Source organism: Legionella taurinensis, assembly GCF_900452865.1.
GTDB lineage: Bacteria > Pseudomonadota > Gammaproteobacteria > Legionellales > Legionellaceae > Legionella_C > Legionella_C taurinensis.
In genome coordinates this window covers 1,498,438-1,512,485 of the sequence record NZ_UGOZ01000001.1, presented here as the reverse complement: position 1 = coordinate 1,512,485, position 14,048 = coordinate 1,498,438, and the positions used below count along the sequence as shown (strand labels likewise).

The following is a 14,048-nucleotide window of genomic DNA, read 5'->3' as shown; positions in this document are numbered from 1 at the left end:
ATCATTGAATGGTGATTTTCGCTGCAATATCTGTACCATTTTCAGCAAAATTAATTTTTTTGTTAATTATTATTTCTCAGCTGTAAAACAGACCACGGCTATCTTTTGATGCATCAAAGACCATGCTAGCCTCGTTTCAAAAGGACTATAAGGATTTAATGCCATGATCTACCGCTTCTTTAAAACCAAAGACGTTTACACAGAAACACAACTGAATGAGTTATCAGCCGCGCTCATTAAAAAATTCCGCGACCGCTTTTCCGCTAAAGCGCTTGACTTGTTTTTTCCTCTCCTCACTATGCGCACAACCGCCTTTGATTATCACATCGACAATACGATTCCCCCCGCTGAAAAACAACTGTTTATTAATGCCAAATATGCCTTCCTCAAATGCCTCGACGATTGCCTGGCTGAATACGACAAAGTAAAAAAAGAACAACGCGAAGAATGGGTGGAAATTTATGATTTTGTCAGCCATTACTACACTTCTCCGCATTACCTGCGGGTTGGGGGTAATCAGGGTGAACATACCATCAATGCCTTTGATCAGGCAGCAACAGGATTTATGATTTTAAGCGGTGTCATCCTTGCCGCAGGCCTGGTGGCATTTGCCTTTAATTTCCCCATCGCTCTGCTATTGACCGCTGTCGCATTGACCATCATGGCGCCCAGTCTGTTTTATACCGTTGCCGAAACACATGGCCATGAGGCTGTCGTCAACAAGCAGGAAGAGATCCTGTTCTCCGCCTTAAATGGAATGGTCAATCATCAGGAGCTGTCCGACGAAGAATTACATCCCTACGTTGAAAGCACCTTTTCTGTTTAAATACGAATAATTTTCATTTCAATTTTGATGATGCAGAAAACTTCGTTTTAAACTGTAAAGTTGATCGTTTTAGGGCTATGATTGACGTTTTTAGCATGCAGGAGTGATGTATGAAAGTGGGTCACGATAGCCTTTCTACTCGACGTGAATTACAGGTCGACGGCAAGACATATCATTATTACAGCTTACAAGAAGCCGAAAAAAATCATTTTAAAGGCATTAACCGCCTGCCTTATTCACTGAAAGTGCTGTTTGAAAACCTGTTGCGCTTTGAGGAAGGCCATACTGTCACAGTGGATGATATCAAGGCCCTTGCCGGTTGGCTTCATACACGAACCTCACAACATGAAATCGCCTACCGTCCGGCACGCGTGCTGATGCAGGATTTTACCGGTGTTCCGGCTGTGGTTGATCTTGCCGCCATGCGCTCTGCACTGGAAAAAATGGGCGGCAATGCCAATAAAATTTCACCCCTGTCCCCCGTGGATCTGGTCATTGACCACTCCATCATGGTTGACAAATTTGCAACGCCGGATTCCATGCGGATCAACACGGCGATTGAAATGGAGCGTAACAAGGAGCGTTACGAGTTTTTACGCTGGGGCCAAAAAGCGTTTGCCAATTTCCAGGTGGTTCCGCCGGGTACCGGTATTTGCCATCAGGTCAATCTGGAATACCTGGGTAAAACCGTCTGGAGCAGCGAACACGACGGTCAGCATTATGCTTACCCGGACACCTTGGTAGGAACCGATTCCCACACGACCATGATTAACGGTCTCGGCGTTTTAGGCTGGGGAGTCGGCGGTATCGAAGCCGAAGCGGCCATGCTCGGACAACCCGTTTCCATGCTGATTCCTGAGGTCGTTGGTTTCCGTTTGACCGGCAAATTGCGTGAAGGCATTACCGCCACCGACTTGGTACTCACGGTTACCCAAATGCTGCGCAAAAAAGGCGTTGTCGGAAAATTCGTTGAATTTTTTGGCCCCGGTCTTGCCGACTTGCCTTTAGCCGATCGCGCCACCATTTCCAACATGGCTCCAGAATACGGCGCCACCTGTGGCTTCTTCCCGGTGGATAAAGAGACCCTGCGTTACCTCGAGTTGTCCGGTCGTGATGCCCACACCATTGCGCTGGTGGAAAAGTATTGCAAAGCACAGGGCATGTGGTATGAAGCGGGAAGCGAAGACCCCGTCTTTACCGACACCCTGGAACTGGATTTATCCAGCGTCGAGCCCTCGTTAGCCGGTCCCAAGCGCCCGCAGGACAAAGTGAATTTAACCACCTTAGCCGGCGAATTTAGCAAATTCCTGGTTGAAACCGGCAAGGATCATGAGAAAAATAAGCCTTTCCCTGTGAAAGGTGAAGAATATAACCTGCAACATGGTCATGTGGTGATTGCAGCCATTACCAGTTGCACCAACACCTCGAACCCGAGCGTGCTGATGGCTGCAGGCCTTGTGGCGAAAAAAGCGGTTGAAAAAGGACTGTCGCGTAAACCCTGGGTTAAATCATCCTTGGCCCCCGGCTCCAAAGTCGTTACCGATTACCTGCACAAAGCCGGCCTCTCTCAATACCTGGATCAATTGGGCTTTAACCTGGTCGGTTATGGCTGCACCACCTGTATCGGCAACTCAGGCCCGTTACCGGACGCCATTGCAGCGTCAGTCACCGACAATGACGTAGTGGTTTGCTCTGTGCTCTCTGGAAACCGTAACTTTGAAGGCCGCGTGCACCCGCAGGTACGCGCTAACTGGCTGGCCTCGCCGCCGCTGGTTGTCGCTTATGCCTTAAGCGGTACCACCACCGGTGATTTAAGCAAAGACCCGATTGGTCAGGATAAAGCGGGCAATCCTGTTTACCTTAAAGACATTTGGCCAAGCAATGATGAAGTGGCCGCCGAAGTAGCCAAAGTAACCGGTGCCATGTTCCGCAAGGAATACGACGAAGTCTTTAAAGGGGATGAACACTGGCAGGCGATTAAGGTCAACAGCGGCATGACCTATGAATGGGATGCCGACTCGACCTATATCCAGCATCCGCCCTTCTTTGAAAACTTAAGCCGTCATCCGCAGGCGATTGAACCGATTGAAGGGGCTTATGTTCTCGCTTTACTGGGTGACTCCATTACCACCGACCACATTTCACCGGCTGGCTCCATCAAAGCCAACTCCCCGGCAGGCTTGTATTTAAAGTCCAAAGGGGTGAAGGAAGCTGACTTTAATTCCTACGGCTCACGCCGCGGTAATCATGAAGTCATGATGCGGGGAACGTTTGCCAATATCCGAATCCGTAATGAAATGATTCCAGGCATTGAGGGAGGGATGACGCGTCATATCCCCAGTGGTGAAGTCATGTCCATTTATGATGCAGCCATGCTTTATCAGGCCCAACATCAGCAATTGGTTATTGTGGCCGGTAAAGAATACGGCACGGGGTCTTCTCGTGACTGGGCCGCTAAAGGGACCAATCTTTTAGGCGTCAAGGCAGTCATCACGGAAAGTTTTGAACGTATTCACCGTTCAAACTTAATCGGTATGGGCATTCTGCCTCTGCAATTTGAAGAAGGCACCACCCGCAAAACCTTAAACCTTGATGGCACCGAACGATTCAGCATTGCTGTTGATGATTCGCTGAAGGCCGGCGCTAAATTGCCCGTCATCATTCGACGCCAGAACGGTGATGAGATGACTGTTCCCGTTCTTTGCCGTATTGATACCGCCAATGAGCTGGAATATTACCGTCATGGCGGCATTTTGCAGTATGTTTTACGCAATATGATTTAATCTTCAGACCCCGGAGGCTGAGGCAGCATCGCCTCGGTGCGGCGCAGATTGCCGCCGCAGCCTCCGGGTAAATTTTCCCCTGCTCGTCATCCATTGATTTTACTGCGCTTAACTGTTAAATTCCGCCGTTTGTATAAACCACGGTTTTCGGTGTGCTGCGGGTGTGGCCATCGTCATTCTCTGTGTCATCGTGCCAGAAGGAACATCATGAATCCTAATCATAAAGTGTTGTCGGTTTTTTCCCTGGTCATGATCAACGTGATTGCCGTAGACAGCCTGCGTACGCTGCCCATGAGCGCCAAGCTCGGTCTGCCGTTGGTGTCCTATTATTTGGTGGCCGCCGTTGCTTTTTTTATCCCCGTGGCCCTGGTTGCCGCTGAACTGGCCACCGCCTATCCGAATACGGGGGGATTGTATGTCTGGGTTCGTGAAGCCTTTGGCAAACGCGCCGGGTTTATCACCATCTGGCTGCAGTGGATTTATAATGTTGTCTGGTATCCCACCATTCTTGCGTTTATCGCAGCGACCCTGTCGTACTTGTTTGCCCCTCAGCTGGCAAATAACAAATTCTATCTTTTAAGCAGTGCGCTTGGGCTATTTTGGCTGTTTACCCTGCTCAACTGCTTTGGCATGCGCCTGTCCAGTATCGTCAGCACGGTGGGCGCTATCCTTGGCACCATTTTACCCATGCTCGGAATTATTATCCTTGGGGGATTATGGCTTTTGCAGGGAAGACCGACCTCCATTGAGGCCCCCTCTTCCTGGATTCCGGATTTCAGCTCGTTAGGCAATTTATCCCTGTTTTCAGCCGTGTTGTTTGGCCTTATCGGCATGGAGATGTCAGCAGTGCATGCCGAAGAGGTGCGTAATCCGCAACGCGATTACCCCCGGGCTATTCTTTATTCCACCCTGCTTATTTTTTCAACCTTAATGTTTGGATCGCTGGCGATTGTGATTGTCGTTCCTAACGCCCAATTAAGCGTTGTCTCAGGTTTAGTCGATGCGTATGCAGTGTTTTTTAAAGCCTATGCGATGCCCTGGATGACTTATGTCATTGCCATTTTGATTATTCTTGGGGGATTAAGCGGCGTCTCCGCCTGGATTATTGGCCCCACCAAGGGATTGCTGGTGTCAGCACGGGATGGGTCGTTGCCTGAATTTTTCTCGCGGGTAAACCGTCATGGTGCACCCGTGAATATCCTGATTACTCAGGGGATTATCTTTTCACTGTTAAGCAGCGTGTTTATTTTGCTCGATTCGATCAATGCAGCGTACTGGATTTTAAGTGACTTGAGTGCGCAAATGGCGCTAATGGTTTATGTGTTTATGTTTGCCGCCGCGATTAAACTCCGCTACAGCCAACCTGAACGCCACCGCAGCTACACCATTCCCGGGGGCAATTGGGTCATGTGGCTGGTCGCCGGTACTGGCATGTTATGCTGTTTGTTAGCCATGGCCATTGGCTTTGTTCCACCAACACAAATTCCGGTTGGCAACATTTCCTTCTTTGAAGCCTTCTTAGTCGGCGGGCTTTTCCTGTTCGTGGTTCTTCCCTGGATTTTTGCCAAACGGCATGATTAAGTGGCAGCGGCTGGATCTTTCCGGACCCAACCGCCCCTGAACTACAGTCCTTCTGGCAGCGACATCAGGCTGGCATTTCCCCCTGCCGCTGTGGTATCCACGGTGTAGGTCCGCTCGTGGCACAGACGCAGCAGATAATAAGGGCCACCAGCCTTAGGCCCTGTGCCTGATAACCCCTCCCCGCCGAACGGTTGCAAACCGACAACCGCCCCAATCATGTTGCGGTTGACGTAGCAGTTACCGGCATGGACACGTTGGCGAATGTATTCCACTGTTTGGTTAATCCGACTATGAATACCCAAGGTCAGGCCGTAGCCCGTGTTATTGATCTCATTAATGACCTGATCAAGCGCTTTACGTTTGTAACGGATTACATGCAGAATCGGTCCAAATACTTCTTTTTCAAGGGAAGCAATCGAATCAATGGCAATGGCCGTGGGCGGCATAAAATAACCTTCGCTGCATTCTTCAGGAAGACTGCATTGATAAATCAGTTCATGAGTATTCAGCATGGTGTTGACATGGGATTTTAAAACCCCCAGGGCATCACTATCAATCACAGGGCCGATGTCCGTGGACAACCACCGCGGATCACCAATTTGAAGTTCTTCCATGGCCCCTTTCAGTAATTCAACCAGGCGTGGATACACGTCATCCTGGACGTAAAGGACCCTGAGCGCCGAACAACGTTGCCCCGCGCTGCCAAAAGCGGAGGTCACCGCATCCACAGCCACCTGTTCAAGCAGTGCGGATGAATCAACAATCATGGCATTCTGACCGCCAGTTTCTGCAATCAGCGGGATAATTTCACCGCCACGGGACGCCAAGGTTTGATTAATAAGATTGGCGGTTTGGGTAGATCCCGTAAACAAAACCGCTTTAATGCGTTTATCGGCGACTAAGGGCGCACCAACACTTTCTCCACTGCCCGGCAGCAGTTGCACGACAGCAGCCGGAATCCCCGCCTGATGCATTAGCTGCACAGCAAACGTGGCGATAATCGGGGTTTGTTCAGCCGGTTTGGCAATTACGCAGTTACCGGTTACTAAGGCCGCAACCACCTGCCCCGTGAAAATGGCCAGCGGGAAATTCCAGGGACTGATGCATAACACCGTTCCTCGTCCGTGCAGACTCAACTCATTGATCTCGCCGGTATAACCATGAAGCGACAGCGGTTTGGCCATTAATTTGGTCGCCATGGCGGCATAATAACGGCAAAAATCAATGGCTTCCCGCACCTCGGCCACGCCGTCATTCCAGGTCTTACCTGCTTCAAGGCAAGCCATGGCTAACAGTGTCGCCCTGTTTTCTTCCAACAAATCGGCATAACGGGTGAGGCAGGCTGCGCGCTCACTGACAGGTCTTGTGCTCCAGGCAGGAAATGCCGCGTCTGCCTGCGTTAATGCCCAATCGATGTCTTCGCGGGTGGCGTCGCTGACACGCCCGACGGGTCGCCCAGGCTGTTGCGGCGACGTCACACTTCGGTCAACCTGACCGCCGTCACGCCCGGCAATGACTGGTTTAGCCTGCCAACGTGATAAATCCATGTCGGCATACTGCTGTTTCAGCGCTGCCACAGCTTCTCTGTCGGAAAAATCAAACCCGGAGGAATTTTTCCGCTCTGGCGAAAAAATGGCGGAAGGCAGCGGAATATTCTGATTGATCTTGCCGAGTAATTGGTTGGCTTTGCTGACGGGATCGTCCACCAGTGTACTGATGGGCGCTTTTTCATCCACAATGCGGTTCACAAACGAGGAGTTAGCCCCGTTTTCAAGCAGTCTTCTGACTAAATATGGCAATAAATCTTCGTGGCTTCCTACTGGCGCATAAATGCGGCAGGGTATGCCAAGACGTTTCGCAGGGACAATCTGCTCATACAATTCATTGCCCATACCGTGCAGGCACTGAAATTCAAAATCGCGATAATTTCCGACAATATTGAGGATCATCGCGACAGAATAAGCATTGTGCGTCGCAAACTGCGGGTAGATGGCATCGGTCATGGTCAGCAGCTTTTTAGCGCAGGCCTGGAAGGACACATCCGTAAAGACCTTGCGGGTAAACACAGGGTAACCGGAAAGTCCCTGCATCTGAGTTTTCTTGATTTCACTGTCCCAATAAGCGCCTTTAATCAGGCGTACCATCATGCGCCGTTGTTTGCGACGGGCTAATTCCGCGACCCAATCCAGCAAATAAAAGGCCCGTTTCTGATAAGACTGCACCGCCATACCAAACCCGTGCCAGCCGTGCAGGCTGTCATCGCAAAACACCTGCTCAATCACATCCAGAGACAATTCGAGACGCTCGGATTCTTCTGCGTCAATGGTCATGGCAATATCATAACTCTTGGCGGCCTGCGCCAGGGCTAGCAGTTTAGGCGGTAGTTCATTCATAACGCGTTCGCGCTGTGATTCATTGTAGCGCGGATGCAGCGCGGACAGTTTAATCGAGATGCCAGGCCGCTGGTAAATCGTCATGTTCTTATCCGCATGACGGCCGATGGTGTCAATCGCTTCTTTATAGGCTTGAAAATAACGCGCGGCATCCACCCGGGTTAATGCGGCCTCACCCAGCATGTCATACGAATAACGGTAGCCGATGCTTTCCTTTTTACGTGCTCGTGACAGCGCCTCGCTGATGGTCCGTCCCATCACGAACTGCTTGCTCATAATGCGCATGGCCTTGTCCACCGCTTTGCGCACCACGCCCTCACCGCTGCGATTAATTAAACGAAGAATGGCTTTACTGAGTGTCGACTCCGCCGATTCGGGCGTTAATACCTTGCCTGTCAGCATCAAAGCCCAGGTGGTGGCATTGACAAAAAACGAGTCGCTTTGCCCGCGATGTGCCTTCCAATCCGCCGCGGTCAATTTGTCTTTAATCAAGCTGTCAATGGTGGCATTGTCCGGAACCCGTAACAGGGCTTCCGCCAGACACATCAGGGCAATGCCTTCATCACTGGATAAAGAATATTCTGTCAAAAATGAATCAATGCCCGTACTCTTTTTGCGCTCATACCGCACTTGCTCCACAAGTTGGGTTGCCTGGTTACGAATCGCCATCAACTGCTCATCGCTTACAACCGCGCTGGAAATCAGCTCATTCATCAGAGTGAGTTCATCAATGCGATAGGCTTTATTGATTTGTGCCCGGGTTCCCTGGGGTTGTTGTGATGAATAGCGCTCAAGCATGTTATGCCTCCGAATAAAGCCATTAATAAGCTGGGAATGATAATGCAGAATGTTGGCATTGGGAACGGATTCTTACAACTCAAACGTCAGCGAGACAGGTAAAAAATGACGCAACAACCCTGTCCGACGAGGCCTGTTTGCGCGTCAATTTTGATCTAATTATGGCAAAATAGATCTAATTTTATACAAGCAAACGCCTTTTCCCGGCCAAATTTAGTTTAATTTTTATCCACATCGGACTTATTTAAAACAAACTCGAGTCAGGCCACGGCAGTAAGGCCTTGAATTGATTTTATTTTTTCCCAAGTGGCAAATATTAGCCCTAAAAATTTTACATTTACCCGGGTTGTCAATATAATCAGCCGTCCTTTGACAACCTTGATTCGAAATTCTAATTAGAAAAAAGGAGCATTATGAGTATTCTTAGTTTTTTGTCTGCCGCCCTGTTTTCCGGCAGCGCCCACGTTGCCGCACCGGCAACGAAAGTGAATGTGGACACCAACATTCAGCTGCAACATTTAAGCCGTAAAGCACCACAGCTTAACAAAAAAGTATTAAAAATGGCATTAAGCGCCTATAAAAAAGCATCCGCCAGAGGCGCTGTTAAAAAACCAGTCCTGACCGTCATTGACTATTCACTGCCTTCTTACAAACAAAGAATGTGGATCTTCGATTTACGCAAAGAACGTTTATTGTACAACACCTATGTAGCTCACGGTAAGAACTCCGGCATGGATGTTCCCCGCCATTTCTCTAACCGTCCATCCAGCAAGGAAACCAGCCTGGGAACTTATGTGACGCGTGACACCTATTACGGTTCCAAAGGACTGTCCTTGAATCTTCAGGGGCTTGAAAGAGGATTTAACGACAATGCTTACAGCCGCCGCGTCGTCATTCATGGGGCCTGGTACGTTGAGCCGGATTTCATTAAGCGTGCCGGACGTGCGGGACGCAGCTGGGGATGCCCATCCATCGCCAAAACGCTGGCGAGACCGGTGATTAACACCATTAAAGGCGGTTCGGTGGTATTTGCCTACTACCCGGATCATTACTACCTGTCTCACTCAGGGTACGTGATGGCCTAAAACAATAAAGCCAGGGCACTGTGCCCTGGCTTTTCGCAGTCTTCCAATTCAGAACATCGTGTTCTGAAAAACGGTCCGTGTTTATTATTTCCTTATAATTACAAATCCCTTTGTGGCGACTTCTATCCTTGAAGTCTTAATTAAAATGTAGCAAGTGCTCTTTCTCCGCGCAAGCCGGTCTACCGAAGGACGCACCCGTTTTTTTACCCGCACAATAAAAAAATAACATTATTATTCAAATGGTTAATAAAAATCAATTCGCTTTCTCAGGTAGAATTGCCCGTTATCCGCAGGCAGATTGAGATATTTCTTACACAAAACCAAGACGAGGAGCCATGGAGAAATCCAATGTCTGTCACTGGAAGTCATTTGCAATGCCGCAGACAGCGGCAATGATTCGTCTTTACACTGAAAATCACCTGGCAAACTCTCGCATTTCCATTTGCCAACGGCTAAAATGATGCGATAGTTTAATACTCACTTCGCAGCCTTAACAGAGCAGGATCATGAATCAACAAGTCGAAAGCGCTAAAAAAGAAAAACTGGTTATCATTGACTGGCTGATAGAGCATTTTCCTAATGCTTTTTTTAAAAAGGCCAATCAAGTTAAACCCTTACAAATTGGAATTTTTGACGAAATCGTCGATTTCTATGATCGCCTGGACTCTCCGCCTTTCAGTAAAAAATCCTTACGGGAAGCCCTAAGCTATTACAGCTCCTCGCCTGCCTACCTCAATTGTCAGAAACCTCAGACCGCAAGAATCGATTTGTACGGCAATGAGGTGGATGTCGTCACAGAGGAACAGGCCAAGTATGCCCATCAACGTTACCAGCAGCGTTATGCTGAGAAAAAGAATCAGGGCTTAAAGCAGGACAATAAATAATTCACATCAACTGAATCCTTAAGGCCCGAACGGCGGGCAAAGGGATGGTAATCAATGCCTTTTAATCCCCTGATCTCCAATCCGGCATGCCTTGCCATCGCGGCCAGCTCACTGGGCTTGATGAATTTATCGTAGTCATGGGTTTGTCTTGGCAATAAGCCTAACAAATACTCGGCGGCCACAATCGCTGCAGCATACGCTTTTAAGGTACGGTTTATAGTCGATAAAAAAAGGCTTCCGCCTGGTTTTAGCAATCTCGCACAGTGACGGATGACTTCCTCAGGATGTTTCACATGTTCAAGCATTTCCATACACGTTATCACGTCAAACAAATCGTCATCGTACGCTTCAATCACGCTTGAAACATAACGCACGGTTAACTGGCTTTGTTCCGCATGTCGCCGCGCTGCGGCGATACTGTCCTCTTCAGCATCCAACCCAGTTACCTGAGCCCCCAAACGGGCCATGGCCTCACTGAGGATGCCTCCGCCGCATCCCACGTCGAGGACACGCAGACCATTTAAGCTTGTGTACTGCTCAATAAAGGCTAAACGGGCAGGATTGATGTCGTGCAGGGTTTTAAGCGGCCCGTCTTTATCCCACCACTGCTCGGCAAGATTGGCAAATTTAGCAATTTCCTGTTGGTCAACTGTGTCTTTCATGGCAACTCAATAAGTCCAAGGGTTTAAAAAAGGCTAAGACCTCGGGGTTGTTAATAAAACTGAGATTATAGGGGTGTTCTGCAACAAGGCAAGAAAAGCGCTCGGCATTTTTCACCTGCGCCGCAATTTTGCCGAATAAAACCAGTTGAATGTGGGGATGTGATTGAGACAACTGATTAAAGAGACTGTTCATAAAAGGCTGCCACTGCTTTGAATGATAAGGCACCTGATTGTCGCGGTAAACCAGCGAGGCATTCAATAACAGGAACCCTCGTTCCATCATGCCATTAAATAACGCCTGCGCCGTCTGGATGTAGTGACTCTTATCCAGGCGGGCAATAGCGGTCTGCGAACAATCCTCCTGCAAGTCACCCCGGGCCACCAGAAGCATTTTTATCAGATTACGCAAGGAAGTGGCGCGGTTGACTTCACGGCTTAATCCCCTGTCGCTAAAGAGGGAACCGACGGCATTATCCCAGAAAGCATACCCATTGGCCGATTGCGGACGCGGATAGGGTGATTCCCCTAACAGCAGAAATTTCATGCACTCTGGCGAACGGTTAAACGCAGCCAACAGTTTTTCATGGCCTGGCAACCAATCGTCCTCCCGCTGCAGCTGCCTGAGGTACTCTGAGTTCATGCAACCCAGCGCCCTGTCCAGCGTGTCATGCCATTTTGAATGGGTTTTTTCGATTAATTCCCGCATCCTGTTACCCTATCCCTTAAAGCCAGGGATTATACTCCTAAAAACCATGCCATGGACAGCCGCATTCAATTTGCATACTAATAAATCAAAGTGCCCATTGTGTATTCCAAATGGCATTGATTCATAGTATAATAGGCCAGATTTCAAATGGTTTATAAAGCATGCCCAGAGGAAAAACACATTCCGATACTCCCATCAGCAGCGACACTCTGCATAATGAGAATTGCTTTGCCTATTTGCAAATTATTTACAACAAGATCCCTGCATCCCTGCTTAAGCAGCTCAAGCCCCTTTTAGCTGAACGGCTGCACCTGCTCGCCGGCGTCTACAATAAAGACACTGCCTACGGTCTTCTTTACAAGGATTTCCTGGAGTACATTGAAAAGCATTTAAACGAGTTGATAATCGACCCCCTGAATGCCCTTTACCGTGAAGAAAAAAATGCCCGAAAAAAGCAGGGAGAAAACAATCCTTCATCCTCCCAGTCCAGTCACGGCATGATGCTTGAAGCCTTTGAAAAAAGCCCTGAGGCGCTAATGAGGCAAATCCATGAGATGGAAGAATTTATTCTGTGCATTTACTCGAATGACAGCCACCTTCTGCCGAAAACCTATCAACACATTGAACATACCATTTCGACGCATCGCCCGTCTGACTCTAAAAAGCTTGAGAAAAAGATTTCCTCTCATTTAAAAGACAGAGGTCCAGTTATCAACCAAGGCGTCACACCCGCCACGATGGGTTCCCTGGTGGGTCGTTTTACCTCCACCTACAGCAGCAACTTTAAGCCACAGCACACCACCAGCTTAGCCACCATTCGCCATTTTGATTACAAGGGACCTGACGATCCCATTGAATACCGCTTTGGTACCCAGGGTCAACGGCATAAAGAAATCGCCCGGGTGAGTCCCTTGTTTAACGTCTGGTTAGACGTTCAGCGCATTCGACGCATTCGCTCAAAGCAGCCTGTGGTCGTGTCGCACATCTATTTTAACCTGTTAGGCCTGCACCGGGATGACATCGAAGGCATTAAAGAAGTCGATTTAACCTGCGTCCTGCACAACCTTGAATTAAACCATCCCAATATTGCGGTCATTACGCTACCGGCTGACAAGGGAATCATGGCCGACGACCAATACCGCTACACTGAACCTGAATACGCTCGCCAGCATGTGATTGAAGAATTTGTCAATATTGCCTGTGAAAACGGTAAGGCTAACTCAACCATTCAGGATTTCCATATCAGTGACAAAATAAGACGATTGGTTTTCACAAAAGACGGGATTTACAGTAAGAGGATTGAAGAAAACATCATCAGAAACCTTCTTAACGAAAGTTTCAAGCAACTTAATATTAAATCATTAGACATCTCCCCGGCTGAATGCCAGGCCGCCTGGTTTCATTTTAACAAATCAGTCCTGCCTGAGTATCTCATTACCCAGCTGAAGCCTCAGGGGATTAACTTTACCTGTAAAGACGCCATTGATAGAGGCGGCGTTGCTTCCGCTTACTATAACCTTATCAAGTCATTTAAAACGGACACACCGATGTCCCGCGAAAAATTTGAAGAAAATCTGCATGCCGCGGCGGCCATGGTGAAAGGACGGGGACTGAATCATCAATTAAATCTGATCTGGAACGCCATCGATGCTTATGTTAACGCCAATTATGAGGATATCGTTTCAAACCCACGCAAATACTGGCTCATTCAATGGCGCGATCTGAATTGCCCGCATGAGCGGGTCAGCGGCCTGCTGGCCAGACGCATTGCAGAAAGCATCCGTGAATTGCAAACGCTTAAACTCAGTGCGGAGCAATTGCCCATACGCTTCAACAACCGCGAAGGGATTATTAACAAAGGAATTGCCATCCTTGACAACATTAAAATTCAGGCTGACATGGGGTTCAGCGGGCAGCGCCTGCTGCTGGAAACAGTCAGTGACACGCTGAGTCTCATCAAGTCGCCCTCACAAGACAAAATAGAACGCTATGAAACATTGGCCAACGACTTAACCGTGAACTATCCCAGACTGTATATTCTGGGGGGACTGCTGAAATCATTCCTCGGCAGTCTCTTATTTGCCCTCACCCTGGGGTATGCGGAGCGTCCCATGGCATCCGGCTGGGCAACCTTTCGCACCGGACTTAATGCCTTAAACCGGGACTCTCAAACGCAGGTCATGAAAACTCTGGCGAGCGACATGTCACAGACTGTTGCATTAAAAGAAGAGCTCCAAAAGCTGGAAGAGAATTCCAAACCTCACGCCGAGATTGGGCATCTCAGCAGCAGCACCCTCATTATTGAATCCTGATTCGCCTTCCTGAAAACG

At 48.8% G+C, this 14,048-nt stretch carries 9 protein-coding genes; 6 read left to right on the top strand and 3 right to left on the bottom strand.

Features of this window, described 5'->3' with window-relative positions; genetic code table 11:
• Nucleotides 1-163 precede the first annotated feature (163 nt).
• The 3 genes from DYE45_RS07055 to DYE45_RS07045 all read left to right on the top strand — a co-directional run bounded on the left by DYE45_RS07055 (nucleotide 164) and on the right by DYE45_RS07045 (nucleotide 5,190).
• The gene (locus DYE45_RS07055; protein WP_115300676.1) at nucleotides 164-826 is read left to right on the top strand and encodes a hypothetical protein; all 663 of its coding nucleotides are present in this window, start codon (nucleotides 164-166) and stop codon (nucleotides 824-826) included.
• A 110-nt stretch (nucleotides 827-936) separates the two neighbouring features.
• Nucleotides 937-3,609, top strand: coding sequence for an aconitate hydratase AcnA (gene acnA / locus DYE45_RS07050; protein ID WP_108291717.1), 2,673 nt, complete (start codon nucleotides 937-939; stop codon nucleotides 3,607-3,609).
• A gap of 207 nt (nucleotides 3,610-3,816) precedes the next feature.
• Entirely contained in the window at nucleotides 3,817-5,190 is a 1,374-nt protein-coding gene (locus DYE45_RS07045) for an APC family permease (protein ID WP_108291719.1), read from the top strand.
• Between the two features lie 41 nt (nucleotides 5,191-5,231).
• Here DYE45_RS07045 and putA read toward each other — a convergent pair whose 3' ends face one another.
• On the bottom strand, nucleotides 5,232-8,381 hold the full coding sequence (gene putA / locus DYE45_RS07040; RefSeq protein ID WP_115300675.1) for a bifunctional proline dehydrogenase/L-glutamate gamma-semialdehyde dehydrogenase PutA: 3,150 nt from the start codon (nucleotides 8,379-8,381) through the stop codon (nucleotides 5,232-5,234).
• 410 nt (nucleotides 8,382-8,791) lie between these two features.
• On the opposite strand from putA, the gene DYE45_RS07035 reads away from it, so the two are divergent.
• Together DYE45_RS07035 and DYE45_RS07030 are read left to right on the top strand one after the other, a co-directional pair.
• On the top strand, nucleotides 8,792-9,466 hold the full coding sequence (locus tag DYE45_RS07035) for a murein L,D-transpeptidase catalytic domain family protein (RefSeq protein WP_242602642.1): 675 nt from the start codon (nucleotides 8,792-8,794) through the stop codon (nucleotides 9,464-9,466).
• Between the two features lie 506 nt (nucleotides 9,467-9,972).
• On the top strand, nucleotides 9,973-10,350 hold the full coding sequence (locus DYE45_RS07030) for a ProQ/FINO family protein (protein WP_108291725.1): 378 nt from the start codon (nucleotides 9,973-9,975) through the stop codon (nucleotides 10,348-10,350).
• Here DYE45_RS07030 and ubiG read toward each other — a convergent pair.
• Together ubiG and DYE45_RS07020 are read right to left on the bottom strand one after the other, a co-directional pair.
• Entirely contained in the window at nucleotides 10,323-11,012 is a 690-nt protein-coding gene (ubiG, locus tag DYE45_RS07025; protein WP_108291727.1) for a bifunctional 2-polyprenyl-6-hydroxyphenol methylase/3-demethylubiquinol 3-O-methyltransferase UbiG, read from the bottom strand. The two genes, DYE45_RS07030 and ubiG, sit on opposite strands and share 28 nt — an antisense overlap.
• A complete protein-coding gene (locus DYE45_RS07020; RefSeq protein WP_115300674.1) occupies nucleotides 10,996-11,718 on the bottom strand; it encodes a uracil-DNA glycosylase family protein in 723 nt (240 codons plus the stop codon). Before DYE45_RS07020 ends, ubiG begins: the two co-directional genes overlap by 17 nt.
• A gap of 161 nt (nucleotides 11,719-11,879) precedes the next feature.
• On the opposite strand from DYE45_RS07020, the gene DYE45_RS07015 reads away from it, so the two are divergent.
• Nucleotides 11,880-14,030 (top strand): hypothetical protein, encoded by a 2,151-nt coding sequence (locus DYE45_RS07015; protein ID WP_115300673.1) that lies wholly within the window; start codon nucleotides 11,880-11,882, stop codon nucleotides 14,028-14,030.
• Nucleotides 14,031-14,048: the final 18 nt, after the last annotated feature.

Bases quoted from the DNA above. Each gene is read 5' to 3' on its own strand.
- DYE45_RS07055 (WP_115300676.1), top strand. From the start codon at position 164: ATGATCTACCGCTTCTTTAAAACCAAAGACGTTTACACAGAAACACAA.
- acnA (WP_108291717.1), top strand. From the start codon at position 937: ATGAAAGTGGGTCACGATAGCCTTTCTACTCGACGTGAATTACAGGTC.
- DYE45_RS07045 (WP_108291719.1), top strand. From the start codon at position 3,817: ATGAATCCTAATCATAAAGTGTTGTCGGTTTTTTCCCTGGTCATGATC.
- putA (WP_115300675.1), bottom strand. From the start codon at position 8,381: ATGCTTGAGCGCTATTCATCACAACAACCCCAGGGAACCCGGGCACAA.
- DYE45_RS07030 (WP_108291725.1), top strand. From the start codon at position 9,973: ATGAATCAACAAGTCGAAAGCGCTAAAAAAGAAAAACTGGTTATCATT.
- ubiG (WP_108291727.1), bottom strand. From the start codon at position 11,012: ATGAAAGACACAGTTGACCAACAGGAAATTGCTAAATTTGCCAATCTT.
- DYE45_RS07020 (WP_115300674.1), bottom strand. From the start codon at position 11,718: ATGCGGGAATTAATCGAAAAAACCCATTCAAAATGGCATGACACGCTG.
- DYE45_RS07015 (WP_115300673.1), top strand. From the start codon at position 11,880: ATGCCCAGAGGAAAAACACATTCCGATACTCCCATCAGCAGCGACACT.